Origin of the sequence: Thermus albus (assembly GCF_022760855.1) — a bacterium.
Lineage (GTDB): Bacteria > Deinococcota > Deinococci > Deinococcales > Thermaceae > Thermus > Thermus albus.
Window position 1 is genome coordinate 35,555 of record NZ_JAKTNR010000008.1, and the last position, 21,070, is coordinate 56,624.

Genomic DNA, 21,070 nt, shown 5'->3' on the forward strand with positions numbered 1-21,070 from the left:
TCACCCCCTAAGCTCCGAAAGGTCGTCCACCGCGGTGCTCTCCCGTTGGCGGAAGATGGCCACGATGAGCCCGAGGCCCACCGCCACCTCGGCGGCGGCGATGGCGATCACCATGAGGGCCGCCACCTGGCCCTCCAGGCCGTAGGCCCGGGCGAAGCCCACCAGGGAGAGGTTGGCGGCGTTCAGCATGAGCTCAATGGAAAGGAAAACCAAAATGGCGGTCCTGCGGGTCAAGACCCCATAGACCCCCAAGGCGAAAAGCAGGGCGGAGGCCAGTAGGTAACTCACCGCACCACCTCCTTTTCCTCCTTGCGCTCCTCAGGGCTCAGGGCATCCAGGGGCCTTTGCGGCTGCACCAGGGCCACCGCCACCACCGTGGCCGCCATGAGGAGGAAGCCCACCGCCAGAAGCACCAGGAGCCAGTCCCCGTAAAGGAGGGGCCCCAGGGCCTGGGGCAGGCCACCTTGGAGGTCCTTGGTGAAGGCCAGATTTAGGCCCCAAAGCCCCGAAAGGAGGACCAGGGCTACCCCCATGGAGAGGAGCAAGGCCAAGGGGCGGCTTCGCACCAAGGGGTCAAACCCCACCTCGCCCTGGGCGGCGTAGAGGAGCATGATGACGAAGAGGAAGAGGACCACGATGGCCCCCGCATAGACGATGATCTGGATGAAACCCAGGAAGCGGGCCTCGAGGGCCACATAGAGCCCAGCCAATATAAGGAAGTTCCCGATGAGGGCCAAGGCGGCGTGGATGGCGTTTCTAAGGGTGACCACCAGGATTCCCGTGCCGAGGAGAACCAGGAGGGCTAGGATTTCAAAGGGGCTCACTTTTCCCCTCCTTTCGTGGGGGCCTTGAACCCCTCCAACTCGGGGCGGACATAGGGAACCACGTAGCCGGGCTTCACAGGTTTACCGGTGATCTTGGCCTCCCGGCGCTGGGGCTTGGTGCCCACCACGTCCACCAGCATGTCCTCCTTGCCGTAGATGAGGTCCGAGTACTCGTAGTCGGCCATTTCAAAGTCGTAGCCCAGCACGATGGCCCCGGTGGGGCAGGCCTCCTCGCAAAGCCCGCAGAAGATGCAGCGGAGCATGTTGATCTCGTAGACCTTGGCGTAGCGCTCCCCCGCGGAGACCGGGTTTTCCGGGTCGTTTTCCGCGGGCTCCACGTAGATGGCATAGGCCGGGCAGGCGGCGGCGCACAAGGAGCAGCCGATGCACTTCTCCAGGCCGTTGGGGTGGCGGGTGAGCACGTGGCGGCCGTGGAAGCGGGGCTTGAGGGCCACGGGGGCGTCGGGGTAGGGGACGGTCACCGGTTTGGAAAAGAGGTACTTGAGGGTGATGCCGAGGCTTTGGGCCAGGGCCTTAAGGGTCATGCGCCACCTCCTTTGCGGGCGGGTTTTGGGCTATACATCACCGCTCCCAGAAGGACCAAGAAGGCGGCCAAGGAGAGGTAGAGGAGGTAGGAGCGGGGAAGGTCCAGGGCCACCACCAAGGCGGTCACCAGGAACCAGACCAGGGCCACCGGGAAGAGGAAGCCCCAGCCGAAGCGCAGGAGCTGGTCGTAGCGGAGGCGGAACCAGGTGGCCCGAATCCAGATGAAGAGGAAGAGGAAGAAGGCGATCTTGAGGAACATCCAGAGGTAGGGCACTTCCAGGAAGGGCATGGTCCAGCCCCCCAGGAAGAGGGTGGGGATAAGGGCGCTTGCGGTGATGAAGTGGATGTACTCGGTCATCTGGAAGAGGGCCCATTTGATGGAGCTGTACTCCGTGTGGTATCCCCCCACCAGCTCCTGCTCGGCCTCGGGCAGGTCAAAGGGGGTGCGGGCGGCTTCCGCTAGGGCGGCGATGGTGTAGAGGAGGAAAGCGGGGAAGGCGTAGAGGACCAGCCAGCCGTTTTCCTTCTGCCAGTTCACGATGTCGTTCAGGTTGAGGCTTCCCACCAAGAGGATGGGGGAGAGGAGGGCGATGCCCAGGCCCAGCTCGTAGGAGATGAGGCTGGCCGAGGAGCGCAAGGAGCCCAGGAGGCTGTACTTGCTTCCCGAGGCCCAGCCCGCTAGGAAGATGCCGTAGATGGCCATCTCGCTCACGGCGAAGAGGTAAAGAAGGCCCAAGTCCAGGTTCAAGACCCAGGGTTGATAGCCGAAAAAGCTTCCTGGAGGGCCAAAGGGGATGGCGCCGAAGGCCAGGAGGGCGAAGACCACCCCGATCAAGGGGGCCAGGACGAAGAGGACCTTATCCGCCCGCTCCACCACCAGATCTTCCTTGAAGATGCTCTTGATGGCGTCGGCAATGGGCTGGAAGAGCCCTAGGGGTCCTACCCGGTTAGGGCCCATGCGGATCTGGAAGCGGGCAAGGAGGCGGCGTTCGATCAGGGTCATGAAGGCGAAGGCGGTGAGGAGGCCCACCACCACCAAAAAGGCTTTGAGCGCCGCCATCCAGTAGGGGTCCACGGGGTAAGGCTTCATGCTTCACCTCCTGAGGGCACCAGGACTTTAGCCTCCCATCTCCTTCCCGCGAAGGGCCCTAAGGCGGAGAGGTAGAGGAAGTCCCTGGGCAGGTCCTCGCGGTGGACCACCTGGGCCAGCACCGGGCCCGTGGGCGCTTCCACCTCTACCCGGGCTCCGTCCAGGAGGGCCTCGGCCTTGGCGGTCTCCGGATGGACCCAAAGCTCGGCTTGGATGGCCTTGGCCGCCTTGCCCCTAAGTTGCCAGGACCTCCACATGGTGGGCCTAAGGTAGAGCCTACCCCCTTGCGCCTTGGGCCTGAGGCGCTGGGTGCGGTAGGTGAGAAGGCCCATGGGGGCAGGTATCCGCCGCTTGAGCTCGCGCTCGGCCTCGAGGCCCAGCCTAAAGGGCGGGCGCACCCCCAAGGCCTCGGCCAAAAGGGCCAGGGCTTGCAGGGCCCCTTCCGCCTCGCCGCTATGGATGGGGGCAGGGTTCAGGGAAAGGACCCGGCCCTCCAGGTTCACCAAATGGCCGCGCTTCTCGTAGAAGGTGGGAGCGGGCAGGACCACGTGCGCATATCGCTCCGCCAGGGGATGGAGGTGGCTCAGGTGCATGATGAGGAAGCGCTTGCCCTTTAGGGCCTCCTCCGGGGGCACGTAGCCGTAGTAGGCGTGAGGGGCTCCGGCCTCGTCCCAGCCCGCTCCCTTTTCCCCAGGCCACACCCCCAGGGCCTCGAGGCCCCGGGCGTTCGCCGCTGGGGTCATGGCCAGCACCTTGGCCCCCTTGCGCTCGGCTAAGAGCCTGGCCCTTTCCGCGGCCACCGTGTCCTGCAGGACCCCAGCGCCTAGGATGAGGACCGGGTTTTGGGCCTTCTCCCAGGCTTCCTTGGCCTTGCTCACCGCCTCGCTCCCCTCCTTTTCCCCCAGGAGGGCAAGGAGGATCTCCCGTTCCTCCCCCGGGGCGTGGGTACCCGCGATGCCGGACCATTTCATGAGGGGGGTGCGGTAGGGGGCGAAGAGGGCCATCTTGTGGCTGCGGCGGGGCATCCTTTCCTTGATGGAGAGGTCGGCGAAGGGGGTACCGTGGGCCAGGCGAGGGGCGGGCTTGAGGTCACGCACGAACTCGCTGAGGCGGAGGTGCAGGATGGGGGCTTCCTCCGTGGGATCCCCCAGGATGAGGGCAAAGTCCGCCCTGAGGAGGTCCTCAAAGGTGGCGGGTGGGAAGAGGCTTGCTGGGGCGGCGGTGCGGCCCTGGAAGTCCAGGTGGGGGGTGGAGAGGGCCTTGGCCAGCTCCGCCGCCATGAGGCCCTCCTCGAGGGTGGCCTCGTGGGGCAGGTAAATCCCCACCTCTTCCTTTCTAGCCCCTTTTAGGCCCTCCCGTATGGCGGCAAAGGCTTCCTCCCAGGTGGCGCTTTCCAGCCGGCCTCCTTTGCGAACCATGGGGGTCGTCACCCGATTCTCATCCGCCCACTCGTGCCCGAACCGGCCGGCGTCGCAAAGCCAGATTTCGTTGACCTCAGGGACCTCCCGGGCCCGGATCCTCAGGAGCTCCCCGCTACGGGTATCCGCGGTGATGCCGCAGCCCACGGAGCAGAGGGCGCAGTGGCTTGGGGTCTCCTCCATCTCCCAGTTGCGGGCCCGGAAGCGGGCGGTGAGGTCCAGAAGGGCCCCCACGGGGCAGATATCCGTGATGTTGCCGGAAAAACCCGAGGGAAGGCCGAAGTCCTGGGTGCCAATAAAGGTATGGATCCCACGCTCGATAAAGTCCAGGACCTCGTCCCCAGGGATTTCCTCAAAGTAGCGCACGCACCGCTTGCAGTGGATGCACCGTTCCCGGTCCAGGACCACAAAGGGGGAGAGGGGATGGTGCTTGTCCACGTGGCGGCGGGTGAACTCAAAGCGGGTGTAGGTGGGCGGCTGCAGGGGAGACTTCTGGTAGTACTTTTCGTAGAGCCCGTATTCCACCGTGCGGTCCTGGAGCTCGCAGGCCCCGCCCTTGTCGCAGGTGGGACAGTCCAGGGGGTGGTTGAGGAGGGTGAACTCCACCATCCCCGCCTGGGCTTCCCGCACCACCTCGGAAAGGGTGTCCACCACCATGCCGTCCGCTACGGCGGTGACGCAGCTGGCCGCCAGCTTGGGCTGCCAGGCGATCTCGGGCTCGCCTTGTTCGTTCAGAACCGGCTTGCCGTCCGGGCCCCTCTTGGGCAGGCCGATGCGCACCAGGCACATGCGGCAGGCCCCAATGGGGGAGAGGTGCTTTTCCGAGCAGAAAAGGGGCACGTCGTACCCCGCGTGGAAGACCGCGTCCATGACGCTAGTCCCCGGGGGCACCTCCACTGTGCGGTCGTTGACCTTGACCCTAACCACCTTCACCTCCAGAGGTTTACCCTGGGCACGGGCCGCTTTTCCCGCACCAGGGCCAGGTACTGGTCCTTGAAGTGCTTCAAGGAGCCCTTTACCGGCCATACAGCCGCATCCGCCAAGGGGCAGAAGCTCCGGCCCTCAATGAGGGGCAGGAGGGCCTCCAGGTTCTCCACGTCCTTTTCCTCTCCTTCCCCGGAGCCGATCTTGGCGAAGAGGTTCACCATGAAGCCCGCCACCCCTTCCCGGCAGGGGGTGCACTTGCCGCAGGACTCGTGGGCGTAAAAGCGGGTCACGTTCCACATGGCGTCCACCATGCTGACCCTTTCCGGTATGAGGATCACGCCCCCGGTGCCCAGCATGGAGCCCTTGGCCTGCAGGTGCTCGTAGCTCATGGGGGTGTCCAGGATCTCCTCGGTAAAGGGCAAGGGCGGGGTGGAGGAGCCCCCGGGGATGAGGGCCTGGATGGGCTCCAAAGGACCTCCCGCCCAGTCGTAGATGAGTTCCCGCAGGGTGGTTCCCATGGGAAGCTCGTACACCCCAGGCCGCCTCACGGGCCCGGAGATCTGGTAGAGCTTCACCCCCTTGGACCCCTCCGTGCCCATGCTGGCGAACCAGTCGGCGCCCCGCTCCAGGATGGGCACCACCGCGGCCAGGGTTTCCACGTTGTTGATGGTGGTGGGCTTGCCCCAAAGCCCCGACTGGGCGGGGAAGGGGGGCTTAAGGCGGGGGTTGGCCCTCAGGCCCTCCAGGGAGTTCATGAGGGCGGTTTCCTCCCCGCAGATGTAGGCCCCAGCCCCCCGGTGTACGTGCACGTTGAAGGAGAAGCCAGTCCCAAAGAGATTTTCCCCTAGGTAGCCCCGGGCGCGGGCCTCCCGGATGGCGGCCTCCAGGCGGTCTGCCGCCTTGCGGTACTCCCCCCGCACGTAGATGTACCCCACCGTGGCCCGGATGGCGTAGCCGGCCAGGATCATGCCCTCGAGGAGCAGGTGGGGGACATCCTCCATGATGTACCGGTCCTTAAAGCTTCCCGGCTCGGACTCGTCGGCGTTGCAGATCAGGTAATGCTGCCTCCCATCCTTGGGCATGAAGCTCCACTTCACCCCCGTGGGGAAGCCTGCCCCGCCCCGGCCCCGGAGGCCCGAGCGCTTCACCTCCTCAATGACGTCCTCGGGTGTCTTCTCCTTAAGCACCCGCTTGGCGGTTTCGTACCCCCCGTGCTTCAGGTAGTAGTCCAGGGTCCAGCTTCCCTCCCGGCCCACGTGGGCGTAGAGGGTTGGTTCAAAGCGGGGGTCGCGTCCGGAAACGATGGGCCCGGTCATACCTCCACCTCGTGCACGTGGTGCCCGCACTGGCCAGGAAGCTCAATCTCCTCCAGGCGCTTGCCAGCCTTGAGGCCTTCCAGGAGAGCTTTAAGCCGTGCCCGGGTCACGCACTCCACGTAAGGCTCGTCGTTCACCTGGATCACCGGGGCCGTGTGGCAGCTTCCCAGGCACTCCACCTTCTGCACGCTAAAAAGGCCATCCGGGGTTACCTCCCCTGGCCCGATGCCTAAGGTTTCCGTGAGGTAGTCCCAAAGCTCGTCGGCCCCGGCCAGCTTGCAGCTCAAGGTGGCGCAGACCTGGAGGTGGTAGCGCCCCGTGGGCACGAACTGGTAGTAGGAGTAAAAGCTGGCCACCCCCAGGACCTCCGTGGCCGTGGTGCCCACCAGGTTGGCGATCTCCTCTACACGCTCCGGGCGGATCCAACCCTCCTCCTGTTGCACCCGCCTCAAGAGGGGCATGATGGCGGCGCGGCGTCCTTCCGGTGGGTATTTGGCAAAGGTTTCCGCTAGGAAATCCTGCTTGTCGTCAAAGAATCCCATCTTACCTCCCTATCGGTCCACGTCGCCCATGACGGGATCCAGGCTGGCAATGATGGCCACCATGTCGGGCACCTGCTCCCCCTTGCAGGCATAGGGAAGGCTCTGCAGGTTCACGAAGCTGGGGGCCCGCACCTTGACCCGGTAGGGCATGCTGCCTCCGTCGGAAACGATGTAATATCCCAGCTCCCCCCGGGCGGACTCCGTGGGCACGTACACCTCCCCCTTGGGGGGGTGGAAGCCCTCGGTGTAGTGCTTGAAGTGGTAGATGACCGCCTCCATGGAGGTTTCCAAAAGGTGCCTGGGGGGCGGGGTGATCTGGGGATTCGGGTCCTGCACCGGCCCCGGCTCCAGCCTCTCCAGGGCTTGCTGGATGATCTTCACCGACTCCCGCATCTCCCAAATGCGGATCAGCATGCGGTCAAAGACGTCCCCGTGTTCCCCCAGGGGTACGTCAAACTGGTAGGTTTCGTAGCCCGCATAGGGATAGGCCTTGCGCACATCGTAGTTGACCCCGCTGGCCCTTAGGGAGCCCCCGGTGAGGCCCAGGTTGATGGCCACCTCGGGGGGAATCACCCCCACCCCCCGGGCCCGTTCGTAGAAGATGGGGCTTTCTGCGAAAAGGGCCTCGTACTCGTCTATGCGGTGGGGCAGAACCTGCAAAAGCCTCCTGAGTTCGGGCACGAACTCCTCGGGCAGGTCCTCCTTGACCCCGCCAATGCGGATGTAGTTGTGGTGGAAGCGCTGGCCCGTGACCCACTCAAAGAGGTCCAGGATGGTTTCCCGCTCGCGGAAGGCGTAGAAGAAGGGGGTAAGGGCTCCGAGGTCCAGCAGGCCCGTCCCCAGGAAGACCAGGTGGCTGGCCAGGCGGGAGAGCTCGTTCAGGATGATGCGGATGGTTTCGGCCCTTGGGGGCACCACCGCCCCCACCAGCTTCTCCACCGCCAGGGCGTAGGCCAGGTCGTGGGCGAAGGAGTGGAGGTAGTCCATCCGGGGCGTATACGTGATCACCTGGGTATACGTCCGGTTCTCCATGTTTTTCTCAAACCCGGTGTGGAGGTAACCGATGTGGGGAACCAGGTCCAGAACCTCTTCCCCCGAGAGGGTCACCACCACCCGCAGGACCCCGTGGGTGGAGGGGTGCTGGGGGCCCACGTTGAGGGTCATCACCTCGGTGCGAAGCTCTTTGGGTTCCTCCGCTATGGGCACGTCCAGGTCCAGGTAGTCCTTCATTTGGCCTCCTTGGCCTTGGTGAGGTCGGCCCAAAGGGCCCGGTATCCTTTGCGGCTACCCCCCCGGTACATGGTGAGGCCGGGGTTTTTGCCGGTTAGGGCGGCCCGGAACTCGCTGGGCACGATAAACCTCCCCCCGCGGAAGAGGGTGGGGGTTTCCCCTAGGGGGAAGTCCTTGCGCAAGGGGTGGCCCTCGAGGTCCTCCGGGGTCAGGATCTTGCGCAGGTCCGGGTGCCCCTCAAAGACGATACCAAAGAGGTCGTAGACCTCCCTTTCCAGGAAGCCCGCGCTTCCCCAGAGGTCGGTGACGGTGGGAAGCCTGGGGTCTTTTTCCGGCACATAGACCCGCGCGAAAAACCGGCTTCCGTCCCCATCCTGCCATCCAGGTAAGGAAACCAGCTCGTAGACCACGGCAAAACGCTCCGGGCGGGGGTCCGGGTACTCCAGGTAGTCCAGGCCCACGATGTCCGCCAGGTAGTTGAAGCCCAGGGCCTTGTAGTGGGCCATCTCCTCCTTGAAGGTCTCCCGGGGCACCACCACCCAGAGGTTGCCGAGTCCGTTGTCCTCTATGGCGTAGCCCTTGGCCCGGGCTTCTTCCAGCACCCTATCCAGCCTCATACCTCACCCCCTGGTGCGCTTCCAGGCGGCCACGGGGGGCAGTTTCTCGCCCCTTTCGTTCACCGCCTGGCCCCGCACCCTTTTTTGTAGCTGCATCACCGCGTAGATGAGGGCCTCGGGGCGCGGGGGGCATCCGGGAACGTACACGTCCACCGGCACCACCGAGTCCACGTTCTGCACGATGGCGTAGTTGTTGAACATGCCCCCGGAGCTGGCGCAGGCTCCCATGGAGATCACCCATTTGGGGTCGGGCATCTGTTCCCAGACCCGCCGCATGACGGGGGCCATCTTCTTGGAAAGCCGCCCCGCCACGATCATCACGTCCGCCTGGCGGGGACTCGCCCGGAAGACCTCGCTCCCGAAGCGGGCCAGGTCGTTTCGGGCGTCGGTGGAGGCCATCATCTCAATGGCGCAGCAGGCCAGGCCAAAGGTGGCTGGCCAGAGGGAGTTGGAGCGGCCCCAGGCCACCAGCTTTTCCAGGGTGGTGAAGAGGATGCCCTCCCGCTCCAGCTCCTGGACATCCCGCTCAAAGAGGTCCTTCAGTGCCACCGCATCACCCCCTTCCACCACTCGTAGAGGAAGCCCACGAAGAGGAGCAAGGTGAAGGCTGAGACGCCCAAAAAGCCATAAAGGCCGAGCCCTCCCGCGCTCACCGCATAGGGCCAGAGGAAGGCCACCTCCACGTCAAAGAGGATGAAGAGCATGGCCACCACATAGAAGTGCACGGGGAAGCGCTTGACCTCCCCCGCGGGGTCATTCCCTGACTCGTAGGGCATCAGCTTGGCCCGGCCCGGCTTCTTGGGACCGAGGAGAGCCCCCACCACCAGGGCCGCCACCCCGATGAAAAGGGCCACCCCCAGATAGATCAGGATGTTCACATACTCCGCTATTGGCGCCAAGGTCCCCTCCTTTCGTGCATCCCTTCACGAGGTGGAGGTCCAATACTCCGGATGTCCCCACCTCAGTTCCCGCCCATCTTATCACCCCCATCCCGGGACAAATGGGCCAGGCTACACCGCAGAGGTGGCTAATCGGTGTAGGACCTTTGGTTATCGGTTGGGAGCACCCTACACCCCTGTGTAAAGAGCCTCTCTAAGCCGCTGAAACTGGCCTAGGTCTAAGGCCTCGGCCCGCACCTCTGGGGGTAGGCCCAGGCTCCTGAGGGCCTCCTCTACCTTTTCCTTGGGGTAGCCTGCGGCAGAAAGGGCGTTTTTTAGGGTTTTGCGCCGTTTAGCGAAGGCGGCTTCCAGGAGCCGGAAGAGCTGGGGGTCATCGGGCACCTTTCGGGGCGTGAGGCGGACCAGGCTGCTTTGCACCTTGGGGGGCGGGAAGAAGGCCCCTGGGGGGAGGTCAAAAAGCTTTTCCGCCTGGGCATGGTAGGCCACCCGCAGGGAGAGGAGGCCATAGGCAGGGGTGTTGGGCCGGGCCACCATGCGCTCGGCCACCTCTTTTTGCACCAGGAAGACCAGGCGGGCGAAGCGCCCGCTTTGCAAGAGCCGGGTGATGAGGGGGGTGGCGATGTTGTAGGGGAGGTTGGCCACCAGGAGGCTTCCTTCCGGTACCCCTTCCCAGGGGAACTCGAGGGCATCGGCGAAGACCAAGGCCACGGGCAGGCCCTTTAGGGTTTCCTCCAGCAGGGGCCTTAGCCGCAGGTCCTTTTCTATCGCCGTGACCTGGGCCCCAGCCTCCGCCAGGGCGCGGGTGAGGACGCCAAGGCCAGGTCCCACCTCGTAGACGGGCCCGGTGAAAGGCTTGGCCGCCTCCACGATGCGCCTTAGGTGGGCCTCCGAGACCAGGAAGTTTTGCCCCAGGCGCTTGTCGGCGAAAAGCCCATGGCGCTGCAGCAACTCCCGCACCCCTTTGGGGGAAAGCAAGTCTTTAAGCATGGTTCAGGCGTTTCACCCGGGGGCGCAAGGGGTCTTCTTTGGGAAAGAGCTCCAGGTACTCCCCCAGGTCCAGGGCGTCAATGAGGGCGAAGCGTTCCTTTAGGAGGATGCCTTGCTTCATGGGCACGTGGCCGTACACGCCAAAGCGGTAGCCCATGCGCTCCACGTAGTCCGGGGTGCGGAACCACCAGGTCTTGGGTTCGCTTTGGGCGTAGAAGAGCCCGTCGTACTCCTGGAGCCAGGGCACGGGACCCACGTGGGCGAAGTGCACCCCGTGGAAGACCACTTCCCGAGGAAAGCCCAATATCCAGGTCCTCAAGGCTTCTGGGAGAGGGCGCCCTCCGTGTTCGGGATGGAACTCCAGGTGCTTAAGGTGAGCGTTTCCCAGGATGGGCTCCCCCTTCATCGCGGCCTCGTCGTGGTTGCCCAGAAGGATGGTCACCTGTCCCTGGGCGGCTTCCTGGAAGGCCTTGATCCGGTAGAGTTCCCGGATCTGGGCCCCCGCAGCCAGGCGGAGGTGGTTGGGGTCTTGGGGGTCAAAGGGGCTAAGCCCCGTGAGGCGCTCGTAACCCCTGGGGGTTTTGGGGTGGACCAGGTCCCCCAGGAGGACCAGGTGGGTCCTTCCCGAAGCCAGCTCCTGCGTGGGCCTAAGGCCGGGGTCGGCCAACCCCTCCGCCTTCAGGATGCGCCAGAGGGTGGGGAAGTCGGCGTGGAGGTCCCCGACGGCGATGATCCTCATCCCTTAAGCAGGGCCCTGAGCTCCCCGTAAAGGCGCTTGGTTTCCTCGGGGGTTTTGCCGTAGCCCCCGTATTTGGTGACGATCTTGGCGGCTTCCTTGCCCAGCCCCTTCTCCTTAAGCCTTTCCAGGAGTTGGTCAATGAGCCGGTAGGCCTCGGGTTTTTCCTCTTCCGGCGGGGCTTCTTCCCCTAGGGGTTCGGGGAGCCTGGGCGGAGTAAAGCGTCCTTTTTCCGGGTCGTAGTCCACCCACTGCTTTTCCAGGCGGTAGAGATACCGCCCCACCCCGAACTTCACCGCCGCCCGCTTTAGGGCATCGGAGAAGGCCGCCTTTAAGGAATCCCCTTCCCCCACGTCCTCCTTGGTTACCCCCAGGACCGTAAGGCGGCACTTCACCTCCACCAGGCGTTCGCGCCGCTCCCCCCGCTCGTCCTTGACCGTGCGTTCGGCATCGGCCAGGACCTCGTAGGCATCCTGCCAGCCCTCGGGGCCCACCACCCGGTCCAAGCGGTCCAAGACGGTGCGGGCGTCCACGTAGGGGACCACCAGGGCCCGCTTTTTGTCCCGGGAGAGGGCTTCTATGCGCCACTGCACCTCGCCGGGGGGGAAGGGTTCGGAGAGTCTCTGCCAAACTTCGTCCATAGTTAAAGTGTACTTTAGGCTACCCTCAGGGGTTAGGGGGAAAGATGGGCTAGGCTAGGCTTATGCGCAGGATCCTGGGAATGCTGCCCTTGCTGCTTCTGGCCTGGGCCCTCGAGGTCAACCCGAGCTCCCCTATGGAGCTTCGCATCACCGCTAGCCTCTCCTTTAGCCTTTTTCCCCAGGGGGTGGTCGTGGAGCGGGTGGCTGAGCCCCAAGGCCTTCTGGTGGTCTACCGCTACTCCCGGGCCGAGGCCATCTTCCGCCACCACGACGAGGACCTTCGCCGCCGGGGCTGGGTGCGGGTGAAGTACGAGGTGAAAAAGGACGAGTGGAAGGCGGAGTACAAAAAGGGCAAGGCCAAGGCCAAGCTTTCCGTGAAGGACAAGAAGGGCCGGGTGGAGGTGCGCCTTAGGGAAGGGGACTAGACAAGGCCAAGGCCCCCCGCTACCATAAAGGGCGCGTGGGGCCGTGGCGCAGCTGGGAGCGCGCCTGAATCGCACTCAGGAGGTCACGGGTTCGAGTCCCGTCGGCTCCACCAGCTCCAGAACGGAGTTTTTGACCCCCCGGGCTTCCCCGGGGGGTCGCTCTGTAGCAGAAGGTGTAGCAGGGGTCTACAGGGGTCTACCGCCTAGCGGCCAACTTCTCGGTAAATGCGCCAGTCCCCTCATCGAGCAGCCTGGCGCCAGCGAGCGCCAGGTAGCCGAGTGCGCCGGCCTTGGAGTGCGCCAACCCGAGCTGGACCAACCTGGCAGCGGCCCGCTCCACCTCGTCCCATTCCCACGAACGGAGGTAGGCCCTCACCACCCTGGACCGGCTGAGCCCCTGGCGCTCGCGTTCCCACGCGTTGATCCAGTCCGCCAACCGGTTGGTGAGATAGGGATGCCCCTCCTCGGCCATCTCCACCAGGTTCCTCGCGGCGGACGGGTCTTCCGCGAGGATATAGTCCGCCACGGCCTCCGGCTCGCCCTCCTGCCAGGAGGCGAAACCGCTCTCCATGCCCTCCAGCAGCTCCACCAGCTTCTCACGGATCTCGGCCCTGGTCATCCTCATCACCTCCGAGTGTTAACATACATGTTAACACCCCTCCCTGTCAAGACCTCCCCGCCCATTACTACCACTATCCGCACAAATGGCTCATCAACGGCTCTAACCGATGTCCAGCACCCATCCCCGCCGCTCCTCCTCCAGGAGGTGGCGGTAGATGCCCAGGGTGATGTTCGGGTTTGCGTGGCCCATGCGCTCGGCCACCAGCTCCACGGGAGCCCCGTGGGCGAGGAGGAGGGAGCCGTAGGTGTGGCGGAGGTCGTGGACCCGCACCTGGGGGAGCCCGAGCCGGGCGAGGAGCCTGCGAAGGAGGTGGTCGGGAGCGTCCGGATGGACGGGCTGGGAGGGGTCCCGCCCCGGGAAGAGCCAGCTCCTCCGCACCTCCTCCTCGCTGAGCCCCTGGACGCTCTCCCGGTAGGCCCTCAGGCGCTCCAGGGTGGTGGGGGGGATCGGGACCGAGCGGTAGCCAGAGGAAGTCTTCGGTTCGGATATGACTCCCTTCCCGCCCACCTTCGCCCACGCCCGGCGCACGTGGAGCACCCCCTCCTCGAGGTCCACGTCCTCCCATCTGAGCCCGAGCGCTTCTCCCCGACGGAGCCCGCAGGTGAGCATGAGCCGGAGGGCGAGGGCGAGGGGGGAGGGGTGCTCGTCCAGCGCGGCGAGGAGCCTCCTGGCCTCCTCGGGCTGGAGGGTGCGGCCAGGCGACTTCCGGGCTGGCCCCTTCACCTGCACGGGGGCCACGGGGTTGCGGTGGATGAGCTCCATCCGCACGGCGTCCTCAAAGACGGCGTGGAGGAGCCAGCGGATGTTCTTCATGGCGTGCGGGGTGAGCCTGAGCCCGTCCAGGTGCCGCCGGACGTGGAGGGGTTGGACGCTCTGGAGCCGCATGCGCCCAAAGCGGTCGTGAGCCGTGGGGTCCCTGAGGGAGGGTATGGCCTTCGCCAGGTGGTAGCGGTAGCTCTCCAGGGTGCGGGGGCGAACCTCCGCCGCCTTGCGCTTGAGCCAGTCCTCGGCCCAGTCCCGCACGCTGATTTGCGTGGGCTCGGAGAGGAGCCCCCGGTAGCGCTGGACCTGGAGCTCGGCGAGCTTGCGGGCCACTTCCTGGCGGGTCCTGCCGTAGACCACCTTCCGCCGGGGGTTCCCGCGAGGGGTGTAGCCGATGGTGACGGCCCCGACCCAGAGCCCGTCCCGCCGCTGGTAGATGGAGCCCTCTCCTGGGGGGCGCTTGCGGGTCATTGCTGGAACAGCTTTAGCGGCACCTCATCCTCTTTCACCCCAGAGCCAAGATGGTAGAGGATGAAGAGTCTTTCCATGGACTGCAGCTCATCTTTTTGGAAGACGAAGTTATAGATGTTGCTACCCTTCCAAATACACCCACCTTTGGAGCAATCTAGCGACCATCTACTGGGGTCGCCAACGATTTTAGAAGCGGGGAGCACACGAGCAACCTCTTCACCATCCTTGTTGCGTATAGAGAGAGCCACAGCCCACTCTTGGGCATACTTGAGCTCCCTAATCTCCCCACTCAAAACGAGAACGGCAGTTTGCTGGAGAGCGGTCAACCCAGCATAACTTTTAGGCTTCAATGAACGCGCTTGTGAAAGGCATCGGAGGTACACCTGCGCTAGTGGTGGTTGGAGTTCAACACTCAGCCGAGCTATACGCAGTTTATCCAAAGGGTCTAGCTTCGCGCTGGCCTGGTAGACGTACTTTAAACCTTGGACTAAGCCAAAAAGGAGGTCCTTCTTTTCCCCGTTTTCGTACCCCTTGTCGCAAGCTTGGTTAATGCGTTGCTCATCGGGGATGAAAACATCCAACCAAGTTGCAGCCTGGCCTAGGGATAAGCCGACTAAAGCTCCCAAGAAAACAGTGAACCTTTTGAGCACCATGCCCACCTCCTACATCTTCCGCACCAGGGTGGCCGCCACCCCGAGTACGCGGTCGTGCTCGGTTAGGGGAACGGGAGGGTGGTCCGGGTTGTCGGAGTAGAGGTACCAGGAGCCGTTGTAGCGCTGGAGGCGCTTGACGATAACCCCGTCCCAGTGCACGTGCACCGCCACGATGCGCCCGGGCTCCGGGGCTCCCCCCGTCCAGAAGACCACGATGTCCCCGTCCCGAAGCGTGGGCTCCATGGAGTCTCCCTTGACCCGCACGGCGAAGAGCTCTTCCTCCCGCTTGCCCCTGAGCTCGGGGATGTGGAGGGTGATGTATTCCGCGCCCTCGTTCCACATCGGCGGCCCAGCCCCGGCGTCTATGACAGGAATACGATACCGCACCACGGGGATGGACCCGGGGATTTCCGCACCAGGAAGCTGAATGCCGGTTTCGCGGGAGAACTCCTCGGGGGTCCATTGGAGGACCCGGAGAAGCCGGTTGAACGCCTCCGGGTCCTTAGCCCAGAGATAGCGGATGGCGTTCTCGGGGTCAGGGAGGACCTGGGTCGCCAGCCACGAAGCGCTACGCCCTACCATGCGGCTCACCTTTGGCTGTGATAGCCCCAGCTCGCGGATGCGCTTGCGAATAGCCATAGCGGCTTTCTCTTCTGTAGCCACCACTTTGCCACCCCCTCGGTGTTAGCATAGCTAACACTCTGTCAGGGGTGTTGACTATTCGGCCAGGCTGTGCTAGCATGGCTGACAGGATGACGGCAACGGACCTGGCAACCCTGATTAGGGTCAAGCGAGCGGAGAAGCGCTGGAGCCAGGCGGATTTGGCAGCCAAGGCTGGCGTCTCCCGCTCGCTCGTTGCGTATGTGGAGAATGGCGGTCGCCCCAGCATCAGCACTCTAAAAAAGCTGGCGACTGCGTTGGGTATTTCTGTGTCCGAGCTGTCAGCAGTATTGCTGACAGAGGAGGTCCACCATGCCTAACCCCACGACCACCCCTCAGCCCCTGGGCCACCCCGTGGCCTACAACATCGCCCAGGCGGCCAGAGTGCTGGGCATCGGGGAACGCACCCTCCGCTACCTCATCCGGGCGGGGCAGATCCGCGTGGCCCGGGTGGGGAGGAGGGTGCTGGTCCCTCACTCGGCCATCGTGGAGTTTTTAGAACGCGGTGGCGTTGAACAGGTCCTTTACGGCCACGTGGCCGTGAGGAAGGCCAGGGTGGAGGCCCTGGCCTAGTGGAGGTGATGCGAATGACTAGACAGGCGCAGGTTCAGTATACCACAGCTCTGCGGCGGGTGCTGGAGAAGTACCCAACCCTTCCCCCTCGGGAGCGCGGGGAGTCCTGGGAGGCCTATCTCCAGCGCCTGGAGGACCGCCTCCGGGTGCTGGAGTACGCCTGGGGGGACTGGATTGAGTCCCCCCCTAGGCCCGAGCAGTACCTGGAGGACCCTTACTGGGCCTGGGCGTGGCCGAAGGCCCGGGGGGAAATCTACTTGCTCCGCATGGCTTTGCCGGAGCTTCGGCGGGCCCTCAAGGGAGTGCGCCATGCGTGATTGGCGCGCCGCATGGTACCAAGCCAACTCCGAGGGACTGGTGGGGCGTCTCAGGGACCTCGCGCGGTCCCGCCCCGAGGCCGCCAGGGCCCTGGCCACGCGGCTGGAGCGCGAGGGCTGGGGCCTCTGGTGGGAGCTCCTGTGGGACCTCCAGGCCCCCCGGGCCCTCTGCCCCGTGTGCCGGGGGGAGGGGGTGGTGTGGACGCATCCCATGGCTCGCTCGTGGGAAGTCCCCCAGGACCTCGCGGACGAGTGGTGGCAGGACTGCCACGCATGCGGGGGGGAAGGCCTGGTGCCCTTCCCCGTTGACGCAGGGGACTACGGGGAGGAAACCCCGTTCCCAATGGCCGAAGAAGGCCAAAGGAGGTAGATCATGGGGATCTTTAAAGGGATGGTCGCGGAAAGGAGCGGCGAGCAGGCGGTTAGGGAGCCTGGGACTTACGAGTTCCAGCTTGTAGAGGTGCAGGCGGGGCTCATGGCGAGCCAGTTCAGCGAGGAGCCCAAGCCCGCCCTGCGCTTCCTCTTTGAGGACGACGAGGGGCGCCTCTCCGGTCTCGTCAACATCCCCTCCATCGGTAGAACCCCCGATGGCTCCTACGGGCTCCTCTACAACGAGAAGTCCAAGTTTTGGCAGGTGGTGGGGGCCCTCTGGGGCCGGGCGGTCGGGCCTCAGGACGCGAGCCTCCTGGACATGGACATTCCCGGGGTGAACAGACCGGAGGACCTGAAGCGCTTACCTCTCTTCTTCACAGAGGGGCAGGAACCGGTGAAAGGGGTGGTGATTCGCATGGGCGAGGAGGAGATCACCGCCCCCGGCAGGCCCGTGCTCCTCACCATCGCCACGAAGGAGAAGGGGGACCGGGTGGTGACCAACATCATCCAGTACGCCCCGGTTCCGAGGAAGCGGGCTCAGAAGGCGGCCCAGAAGGCGGTTGAAGACCTCTGGTAGGAGGAGCCATGGCCCACCGCGCCCTGTACGACCCGACCCCGGAGGAGTGGCGCTACTACTCCTTCTCCCCCACGGCGGTGCGGTGGGCCAGGGTCGCCCTCGAGGCGGAGGGGTACGAGGTGGAAGCGCACGCCGCCCTGCTGGAGTTCGGCGTCCTCCTGGCGGCGTGGCACCCCGAGAAGGGGACCGGATTCCTCCTGGACGTCTACGATGTGAACCTCGTGGCGCACCACGGCCCCGAAGCCCTCAGGAAGGGGCTCGTCCGGGGCTACGCCGCCAACCACGTCCGGGAGGACGAGCCCGGCTACCACATCCGCCGCTACGCCGAGGCGGCCCTGGCTCGCATCGTCAACGAGTTCGCCCGCGAGGCCACGCCGGGGAACCGCAACAACGCCCTGAACCGCATGGCCTACCAGCTCGGGCGGCTGGTGGGTGGTGGGCTCATCACCGAGGAGGAGGCGAGGGCGCTCATTTTCGGGGAGGCCGAGAAGGTCTTCCAGCCCTCCGAGCGCGCCGAGGTGGAGGGGACGGTCCGGTCGGGCCTCGAGGCCGGGAAGCGGAAGCCCGCCCCGCGCCCTGAGCGCCTGCTCGGCCTCAAGCCCAGGAAGGGGGTGGTGCCGCCGTGGAGAGTGTGAGCCTCGCCCCTCCGCCCCGCTTGAGCCGGGAGGAAGCCCTGAGCAGGGTGCAGGAGTGGATCCCGGGGGTGGAGCGCGTCCTCTGCATCCAGAGCACCCCCCGCCAGTACGTCCTCGTCCTGGGAGGCGGGCAGAAGGTGGACATCGGGAGCGTGGAGAGCCTGGCGAGCCAGCGGAAGGTGCGGGTGCGGGTGGCGGAGGTCCTAAAAGTGCTCCCCCGCTGGCTGGACCAGCGCTACTGGGACGACATGGCCCAGGCCATCATGGATGCCTCGGAGGACGTGGACGCCCCCGAGGCGGAGGAGTTGGACCTTCTCCGGGCTTGGTTAGAGGCCTACCTGGATGAACGCTCACCGGCCCGGGAGGACGACCCCCAAGCCTGGGAGAGCCACTTCCGGATGGAGTTACCCCTCTACTGGAAGGGCGACCTCGCCATAAACGCCACGAACTTCGCCTCCTGGGTGGGAGACCGGAGGGGGCACCGCATCCGCCCCAGGGAGATGGCCCTCCTCCTAAGGCGCTACGGGGCGGAGCCGGTGAAGGTCCAGCGGTGGAGGAACTCGGGGGCGAACCGGAGCCGGCGGTACTGGGCCATCCCGGCCTCCCTCCTGCCCCCCGAGTGGGTGCCCTCCGAGGAAGAGGCTAATGAGAACACCTTCTCGTCTAGTCAGATAACCGGAAGCGTTGAGCCATCTGACTATGCGAGAAACGCCCTCCAGAACGGCGAAAGTGAGGGGTCTAGTCACATAGTCAGAGAAGTGAATCCCCCGGACAACTCGCCAACATCTGACTATGTGACTAGAGAGCCAATAAAGCCCGTGCAGAACGGGGTTCCTGGCCTAGTCAGATACCTACAGGCATCTGACTATGTGACTAGAACACCGGAGAAAGATTTCTCAACCGAAGAGGAGGGGGAGGTGCTAAGCGATGAAGGGGTTGACTGGTTCTAGCCGCCTCCGGGTCTACGGGCCGCCCGGGACGGGGAAGACCACGTGGCTCAAGGACGAGGTGGAGCGGCTCCTCCGCTCCGGCGTACCCGGGGAGGAGATCGCCGTGTGCTCTTTCTCCCGGGCGGCGTTCCGCGAGTTTGCCTCCAGGCTCGCCGGGCAGGTGCCTGAGGACAACCTCGGGACCATCCACAGCCTGGCCTACCGGGCCATCGGAAGGCCTCCTCTGGCCCTGACGAAGGACGCCCTGAGCGACTGGAACCGCCGGGTGCCCGACACCTGGCGCGTGACCCCGAGGGTGGACGGGAGGGGGGCGGACCTCCTGGACGTCATGGACCCCTACGAGGACGAGGACTCGAGGCCCCCCGGGGACAAGCTCTACGACCGGGTGGCCTACCTCCGGAACACCCTCGCCCCCATGGCGGCCTGGAGCGAGGAGGAAAGGGCCTTCTTCCAGACCTGGAAGGCCTGGATGAACGCTAAGGAGCTTGTGGACTTCCCCGGGATGCTGGAAATGGCCCTGGCGAAGCCCGGCGGCCTCGGAGCGCGCTTCCTCCTGGTAGACGAGGCCCAGGACCTCACCCCGCTCCAGCTCCTCCTGGTGGAGAAGTGGGCCCAAGGGGCTCGGCTCGCCCTGGTGGGGGACGACGACCAGGCCATCTACGGCTTCATGGGGGCGGACGGGGCCTCGTTTCTCGGGGTCCCGGTGGAAGACGAGCTTGTCCTAGGTCAATCCTACCGCGTCCCCGCCAGGGTGCAACGGGTGGCGGAGGCCGTCATCCGCCGGGCGCAGAACCGGGCCCCGAAGCGCTACGCCCCCCGTGGGGACGAGGGAGAGGTGCGCCTCCTCTGGGTGCCTCCAGAGGCCCCCTACCACGCCGTGGCGGACGCCATAGAGCGGGTGAACAGGGGGGAAAGCGTTCTCTTCCTCGCCACGGCCAAGTACCTCCTGGAGGAGCTGAAGGCGGAACTCCTTCTCCGGGGCGAACCCTACGCCAACCCTTATGCCCCGCACCGCCACGCTTTCAACCTCTTCCCCCAGGGAGCGAGGAGCGCCTGGGAGAAGGCGCGGAGCTTCCTCTTCCCCAACCGCATCGCGGCGGACGTGAAGGCGTGGACCAAGCACGTGAGCTCCAAGGTCTTCGCCGTGAAGGGGGAGGAGGCGAGGCGGTACATAGAGAGCTTCCCGGACGAGGAGAAGGTGGGGGACGACCACCCCATCTGGAACGTCTTCCGCCCGGAGCACCGTCCGCACGCCGTGGGGCGGGACGTGTCCTGGCTCCTGGACCACCTCCTCGGGAACGCCCCCAAGACCATGCGCCAGAGCCTCATGGTGGCCCTGAAGAGCCCGGAGGCGGTCCTCCAGGGCAGGGCTAGGGTGTGGATCGGAACGATCCACAGCGTGAAGGGCGGCGAAGCGGACTGGGTGTACGTCTGGCCTGGGTACACGAGAAAGGCGGCTAGGGAGCACCCGGACCAGCTACACAGGCTCTTCTACGTGGCCGCCACCCGGGCGAGGAAGGGGCTCGTGCTCATGGACCAGGGGAAGGCCCCGCACGCCTACCCCTGGCCCGCCGTGAGGGAAGAGGTGGAGGTGGACGTATGGTGAGGAAGGCGCTGGAGGTCATCCGGGAGGCCGAAGCGAGGGGGCTCCGCTTCGTGGAGCAGGACGGGCGCCTCGGCCTCGAGGGGCCCGAAGAAGTTCGGGCGGCGTTCCGCCAGGAGTACGGGGAGGTCATCCCGGTTTTGAAGGGGGCCATCCTCGCCCTCCTCCGGGACGAGGCCCGCCTGGACGAGGCCATGGAGGCCAGGCTGGAGTTTGCCCTGGCCTACGAGGCGAAGCTGGAGACGGAAGCAGAGGAGGACGGCGCCCCCGCCTGGCTCGCCTACACCATGTGGTGCCTCCTGGCGGACGCGCTGAACGGCTTCGTCCTCCGGGGGCTCGGGGACGACTGGCCTAAGGTCCAGGCCGCCGTGGCGAGCGGGAAGGGGCGGGAGCTCCGGGAACGGGCCCTGGAGCGGTGGGTGGAGGCGTACAAGGCTATGGAGGCCCACCGCTTCCGGATGCGCTGGGAGGACGAGGCCTGGCGCGAGGAGCTTCGCCGCATGGGCCAGGAGGCGGAGCTATGGGCCTGGCGGGCCTGGCTGGTGGAGCTCGCCAAGAAGAACCCTGAGGCCGAAGGCCAGGACGAGCTGGACCCGTGGGTGGACCTCCGCCCCTGGGTGGCGTGGTTCGCCCGGAACGGGAAGCGGCTCGGACTCGTTTGGAAGGAGGCGGCGTGA

28 protein-coding genes and 1 tRNA gene are annotated in these 21,070 nt (G+C 65.4%); 11 read left to right on the forward strand and 18 right to left on the reverse strand.

Annotated elements, in window-relative coordinates:
- From nuoK to L0D18_RS08900, 14 genes are all read right to left on the reverse strand, one after another.
- Nucleotides 1-288 carry an NADH-quinone oxidoreductase subunit NuoK gene (nuoK, locus tag L0D18_RS08835; protein WP_114313815.1) on the reverse strand — a complete coding sequence of 96 codons (288 nt, stop codon included), beginning with the start codon at nt 286-288 and terminating at the stop codon, nt 1-3.
- Entirely contained in the window at nt 285-824 is a 540-nt protein-coding gene (locus tag L0D18_RS08840) for an NADH-quinone oxidoreductase subunit J family protein (RefSeq protein ID WP_243028519.1), read from the reverse strand. The genes nuoK and L0D18_RS08840 overlap by 4 nt, the downstream gene beginning before the upstream one ends.
- Nucleotides 821-1,369 carry an NADH-quinone oxidoreductase subunit NuoI gene (gene nuoI / locus L0D18_RS08845; RefSeq protein WP_243028520.1) on the reverse strand — a complete coding sequence of 183 codons (549 nt, stop codon included), beginning with the start codon at nt 1,367-1,369 and terminating at the stop codon, nt 821-823. The genes L0D18_RS08840 and nuoI overlap by 4 nt, the downstream gene beginning before the upstream one ends.
- Nucleotides 1,366-2,460, reverse strand: coding sequence for an NADH-quinone oxidoreductase subunit NuoH (gene nuoH, locus L0D18_RS08850; protein ID WP_243028521.1), 1,095 nt, complete (start codon nt 2,458-2,460; stop codon nt 1,366-1,368). Before nuoH ends, nuoI begins: the two co-directional genes overlap by 4 nt.
- Nucleotides 2,457-4,805, reverse strand: coding sequence for an NADH-quinone oxidoreductase subunit NuoG (gene nuoG, locus L0D18_RS08855; protein ID WP_243028617.1), 2,349 nt, complete (start codon nt 4,803-4,805; stop codon nt 2,457-2,459). The genes nuoH and nuoG overlap by 4 nt, the downstream gene beginning before the upstream one ends.
- A 2-nt stretch (nt 4,806-4,807) precedes the next feature.
- Nucleotides 4,808-6,121, reverse strand: coding sequence for an NADH-quinone oxidoreductase subunit NuoF (gene nuoF / locus L0D18_RS08860; protein WP_243028522.1), 1,314 nt, complete (start codon nt 6,119-6,121; stop codon nt 4,808-4,810).
- Nucleotides 6,118-6,663 (reverse strand): NADH-quinone oxidoreductase subunit NuoE, encoded by a 546-nt coding sequence (gene nuoE / locus L0D18_RS08865; RefSeq protein WP_243028523.1) that lies wholly within the window; start codon nt 6,661-6,663, stop codon nt 6,118-6,120. Before nuoE ends, nuoF begins: the two co-directional genes overlap by 4 nt.
- Nucleotides 6,664-6,672: 9 nt before the next feature.
- On the reverse strand, nt 6,673-7,893 hold the full coding sequence (nuoD, locus tag L0D18_RS08870; protein ID WP_243028524.1) for an NADH dehydrogenase (quinone) subunit D: 1,221 nt from the start codon (nt 7,891-7,893) through the stop codon (nt 6,673-6,675).
- Complete coding sequence (locus L0D18_RS08875; RefSeq protein WP_243028525.1) at nt 7,890-8,510, reverse strand: NADH-quinone oxidoreductase subunit C; 621 nt, start codon at nt 8,508-8,510, stop codon at nt 7,890-7,892. Before L0D18_RS08875 ends, nuoD begins: the two co-directional genes overlap by 4 nt.
- 3 nt (nt 8,511-8,513) lie before the next feature.
- A complete protein-coding gene (locus L0D18_RS08880) occupies nt 8,514-9,059 on the reverse strand; it encodes a NuoB/complex I 20 kDa subunit family protein (protein ID WP_114313823.1) in 546 nt (181 codons plus the stop codon).
- Nucleotides 9,050-9,409 carry an NADH-quinone oxidoreductase subunit A gene (locus tag L0D18_RS08885; RefSeq protein ID WP_243028526.1) on the reverse strand — a complete coding sequence of 120 codons (360 nt, stop codon included), beginning with the start codon at nt 9,407-9,409 and terminating at the stop codon, nt 9,050-9,052. Before L0D18_RS08885 ends, L0D18_RS08880 begins: the two co-directional genes overlap by 10 nt.
- Nucleotides 9,410-9,577: 168 nt before the next feature.
- A complete protein-coding gene (gene rsmA, locus L0D18_RS08890; protein WP_243028527.1) occupies nt 9,578-10,396 on the reverse strand; it encodes a 16S rRNA (adenine(1518)-N(6)/adenine(1519)-N(6))-dimethyltransferase RsmA in 819 nt (272 codons plus the stop codon).
- Nucleotides 10,389-11,135 (reverse strand): metallophosphoesterase, encoded by a 747-nt coding sequence (locus L0D18_RS08895; protein ID WP_243028528.1) that lies wholly within the window; start codon nt 11,133-11,135, stop codon nt 10,389-10,391. The genes rsmA and L0D18_RS08895 overlap by 8 nt, the downstream gene beginning before the upstream one ends.
- Complete coding sequence (locus L0D18_RS08900) at nt 11,132-11,773, reverse strand: Rad52/Rad22 family DNA repair protein (RefSeq protein WP_243028529.1); 642 nt, start codon at nt 11,771-11,773, stop codon at nt 11,132-11,134. The genes L0D18_RS08895 and L0D18_RS08900 overlap by 4 nt, the downstream gene beginning before the upstream one ends.
- 62 nt (nt 11,774-11,835) lie before the next feature.
- On the opposite strand from L0D18_RS08900, the gene L0D18_RS08905 reads away from it, so the two are divergent.
- The gene (locus L0D18_RS08905) at nt 11,836-12,198 is read left to right on the forward strand and encodes a hypothetical protein (RefSeq protein ID WP_243028530.1); all 363 of its coding nucleotides are present in this window, start codon (nt 11,836-11,838) and stop codon (nt 12,196-12,198) included.
- A gap of 37 nt (nt 12,199-12,235) precedes the next feature.
- A tRNA-Ala gene (locus tag L0D18_RS08910) sits at nt 12,236-12,311 on the forward strand.
- An 83-nt stretch (nt 12,312-12,394) separates the two neighbouring features.
- On the opposite strand, the gene L0D18_RS08915 is transcribed toward L0D18_RS08910, so the two are convergent.
- The 4 genes from L0D18_RS08915 to L0D18_RS08930 form a co-directional block, all read right to left on the reverse strand.
- Nucleotides 12,395-12,823, reverse strand: a complete 429-nt coding sequence (locus L0D18_RS08915; protein WP_243028531.1) for a hypothetical protein — start codon at nt 12,821-12,823, stop codon at nt 12,395-12,397.
- A gap of 96 nt (nt 12,824-12,919) precedes the next feature.
- Entirely contained in the window at nt 12,920-14,053 is a 1,134-nt protein-coding gene (locus L0D18_RS08920; protein ID WP_243028532.1) for a tyrosine-type recombinase/integrase, read from the reverse strand.
- Nucleotides 14,050-14,706 carry a hypothetical protein gene (locus L0D18_RS08925; protein ID WP_243028533.1) on the reverse strand — a complete coding sequence of 219 codons (657 nt, stop codon included), beginning with the start codon at nt 14,704-14,706 and terminating at the stop codon, nt 14,050-14,052. Before L0D18_RS08925 ends, L0D18_RS08920 begins: the two co-directional genes overlap by 4 nt.
- Before the next feature lie 9 nt (nt 14,707-14,715).
- Nucleotides 14,716-15,345, reverse strand: a complete 630-nt coding sequence (locus tag L0D18_RS08930) for a S24 family peptidase (protein WP_243028534.1) — start codon at nt 15,343-15,345, stop codon at nt 14,716-14,718.
- 113 nt (nt 15,346-15,458) lie between these two features.
- On the opposite strand from L0D18_RS08930, the gene L0D18_RS12015 reads away from it, so the two are divergent.
- Genes L0D18_RS12015 through L0D18_RS08970 form a run of 9 tightly spaced genes read left to right on the forward strand, consistent with a single transcriptional unit; the run spans nt 15,459 to nt 21,070 of the window.
- Nucleotides 15,459-15,686, forward strand: coding sequence for a helix-turn-helix transcriptional regulator (locus tag L0D18_RS12015; protein ID WP_423247900.1), 228 nt, complete (start codon nt 15,459-15,461; stop codon nt 15,684-15,686).
- Complete coding sequence (locus L0D18_RS08935; protein ID WP_243028535.1) at nt 15,679-15,939, forward strand: helix-turn-helix domain-containing protein; 261 nt, start codon at nt 15,679-15,681, stop codon at nt 15,937-15,939. Before L0D18_RS12015 ends, L0D18_RS08935 begins: the two co-directional genes overlap by 8 nt.
- 8 nt (nt 15,940-15,947) lie before the next feature.
- A complete protein-coding gene (locus L0D18_RS08940; protein WP_243028536.1) occupies nt 15,948-16,256 on the forward strand; it encodes a hypothetical protein in 309 nt (102 codons plus the stop codon).
- A complete protein-coding gene (locus L0D18_RS08945) occupies nt 16,249-16,626 on the forward strand; it encodes a DnaJ-like cysteine-rich domain-containing protein (RefSeq protein WP_243028537.1) in 378 nt (125 codons plus the stop codon). The genes L0D18_RS08940 and L0D18_RS08945 overlap by 8 nt, the downstream gene beginning before the upstream one ends.
- Before the next feature lie 3 nt (nt 16,627-16,629).
- The gene (locus L0D18_RS08950; RefSeq protein WP_243028538.1) at nt 16,630-17,205 is read left to right on the forward strand and encodes a hypothetical protein; all 576 of its coding nucleotides are present in this window, start codon (nt 16,630-16,632) and stop codon (nt 17,203-17,205) included.
- Between the two features lie 8 nt (nt 17,206-17,213).
- Nucleotides 17,214-17,840, forward strand: a complete 627-nt coding sequence (locus tag L0D18_RS08955) for a hypothetical protein (protein WP_243028539.1) — start codon at nt 17,214-17,216, stop codon at nt 17,838-17,840.
- 47 nt (nt 17,841-17,887) lie between these two features.
- Nucleotides 17,888-18,790, forward strand: coding sequence for a hypothetical protein (locus tag L0D18_RS08960; RefSeq protein ID WP_243028540.1), 903 nt, complete (start codon nt 17,888-17,890; stop codon nt 18,788-18,790).
- Complete coding sequence (locus L0D18_RS08965) at nt 18,768-20,396, forward strand: ATP-dependent helicase (RefSeq protein ID WP_243028541.1); 1,629 nt, start codon at nt 18,768-18,770, stop codon at nt 20,394-20,396. The genes L0D18_RS08960 and L0D18_RS08965 overlap by 23 nt, the downstream gene beginning before the upstream one ends.
- Nucleotides 20,390-21,070 (forward strand): hypothetical protein, encoded by a 681-nt coding sequence (locus L0D18_RS08970; RefSeq protein ID WP_243028542.1) that lies wholly within the window; start codon nt 20,390-20,392, stop codon nt 21,068-21,070. The genes L0D18_RS08965 and L0D18_RS08970 overlap by 7 nt, the downstream gene beginning before the upstream one ends.

What these genes read in the sequence shown, in the direction of transcription:
- nuoI (WP_243028520.1), bottom strand. Translation starts at nt 1,369, where the DNA reads ATGACCCTTAAGGCCCTGGCCCAAAGCCTCGGCATCACCCTCAAGTAC.
- nuoH (WP_243028521.1), bottom strand. Translation starts at nt 2,460, where the DNA reads ATGAAGCCTTACCCCGTGGACCCCTACTGGATGGCGGCGCTCAAAGCC.
- nuoF (WP_243028522.1), bottom strand. Translation starts at nt 6,121, where the DNA reads ATGACCGGGCCCATCGTTTCCGGACGCGACCCCCGCTTTGAACCAACC.
- nuoE (WP_243028523.1), bottom strand. Translation starts at nt 6,663, where the DNA reads ATGGGATTCTTTGACGACAAGCAGGATTTCCTAGCGGAAACCTTTGCC.
- nuoD (WP_243028524.1), bottom strand. Translation starts at nt 7,893, where the DNA reads ATGAAGGACTACCTGGACCTGGACGTGCCCATAGCGGAGGAACCCAAA.
- L0D18_RS08875 (WP_243028525.1), bottom strand. Translation starts at nt 8,510, where the DNA reads ATGAGGCTGGATAGGGTGCTGGAAGAAGCCCGGGCCAAGGGCTACGCC.
- rsmA (WP_243028527.1), bottom strand. Translation starts at nt 10,396, where the DNA reads ATGCTTAAAGACTTGCTTTCCCCCAAAGGGGTGCGGGAGTTGCTGCAG.
- L0D18_RS08895 (WP_243028528.1), bottom strand. Translation starts at nt 11,135, where the DNA reads ATGAGGATCATCGCCGTCGGGGACCTCCACGCCGACTTCCCCACCCTC.
- L0D18_RS08900 (WP_243028529.1), bottom strand. Translation starts at nt 11,773, where the DNA reads ATGGACGAAGTTTGGCAGAGACTCTCCGAACCCTTCCCCCCCGGCGAG.
- L0D18_RS08905 (WP_243028530.1), top strand. Translation starts at nt 11,836, where the DNA reads ATGCGCAGGATCCTGGGAATGCTGCCCTTGCTGCTTCTGGCCTGGGCC.
- L0D18_RS08915 (WP_243028531.1), bottom strand. Translation starts at nt 12,823, where the DNA reads ATGAGGATGACCAGGGCCGAGATCCGTGAGAAGCTGGTGGAGCTGCTG.
- L0D18_RS08920 (WP_243028532.1), bottom strand. Translation starts at nt 14,053, where the DNA reads ATGACCCGCAAGCGCCCCCCAGGAGAGGGCTCCATCTACCAGCGGCGG.
- L0D18_RS08925 (WP_243028533.1), bottom strand. Translation starts at nt 14,706, where the DNA reads ATGGTGCTCAAAAGGTTCACTGTTTTCTTGGGAGCTTTAGTCGGCTTA.
- L0D18_RS08930 (WP_243028534.1), bottom strand. Translation starts at nt 15,345, where the DNA reads ATGGCTATTCGCAAGCGCATCCGCGAGCTGGGGCTATCACAGCCAAAG.
- L0D18_RS12015 (WP_423247900.1), top strand. Translation starts at nt 15,459, where the DNA reads ATGACGGCAACGGACCTGGCAACCCTGATTAGGGTCAAGCGAGCGGAG.
- L0D18_RS08935 (WP_243028535.1), top strand. Translation starts at nt 15,679, where the DNA reads ATGCCTAACCCCACGACCACCCCTCAGCCCCTGGGCCACCCCGTGGCC.
- L0D18_RS08940 (WP_243028536.1), top strand. Translation starts at nt 15,948, where the DNA reads ATGCGAATGACTAGACAGGCGCAGGTTCAGTATACCACAGCTCTGCGG.
- L0D18_RS08945 (WP_243028537.1), top strand. Translation starts at nt 16,249, where the DNA reads ATGCGTGATTGGCGCGCCGCATGGTACCAAGCCAACTCCGAGGGACTG.
- L0D18_RS08950 (WP_243028538.1), top strand. Translation starts at nt 16,630, where the DNA reads ATGGGGATCTTTAAAGGGATGGTCGCGGAAAGGAGCGGCGAGCAGGCG.
- L0D18_RS08955 (WP_243028539.1), top strand. Translation starts at nt 17,214, where the DNA reads ATGGCCCACCGCGCCCTGTACGACCCGACCCCGGAGGAGTGGCGCTAC.
- L0D18_RS08965 (WP_243028541.1), top strand. Translation starts at nt 18,768, where the DNA reads ATGAAGGGGTTGACTGGTTCTAGCCGCCTCCGGGTCTACGGGCCGCCC.
- L0D18_RS08970 (WP_243028542.1), top strand. Translation starts at nt 20,390, where the DNA reads ATGGTGAGGAAGGCGCTGGAGGTCATCCGGGAGGCCGAAGCGAGGGGG.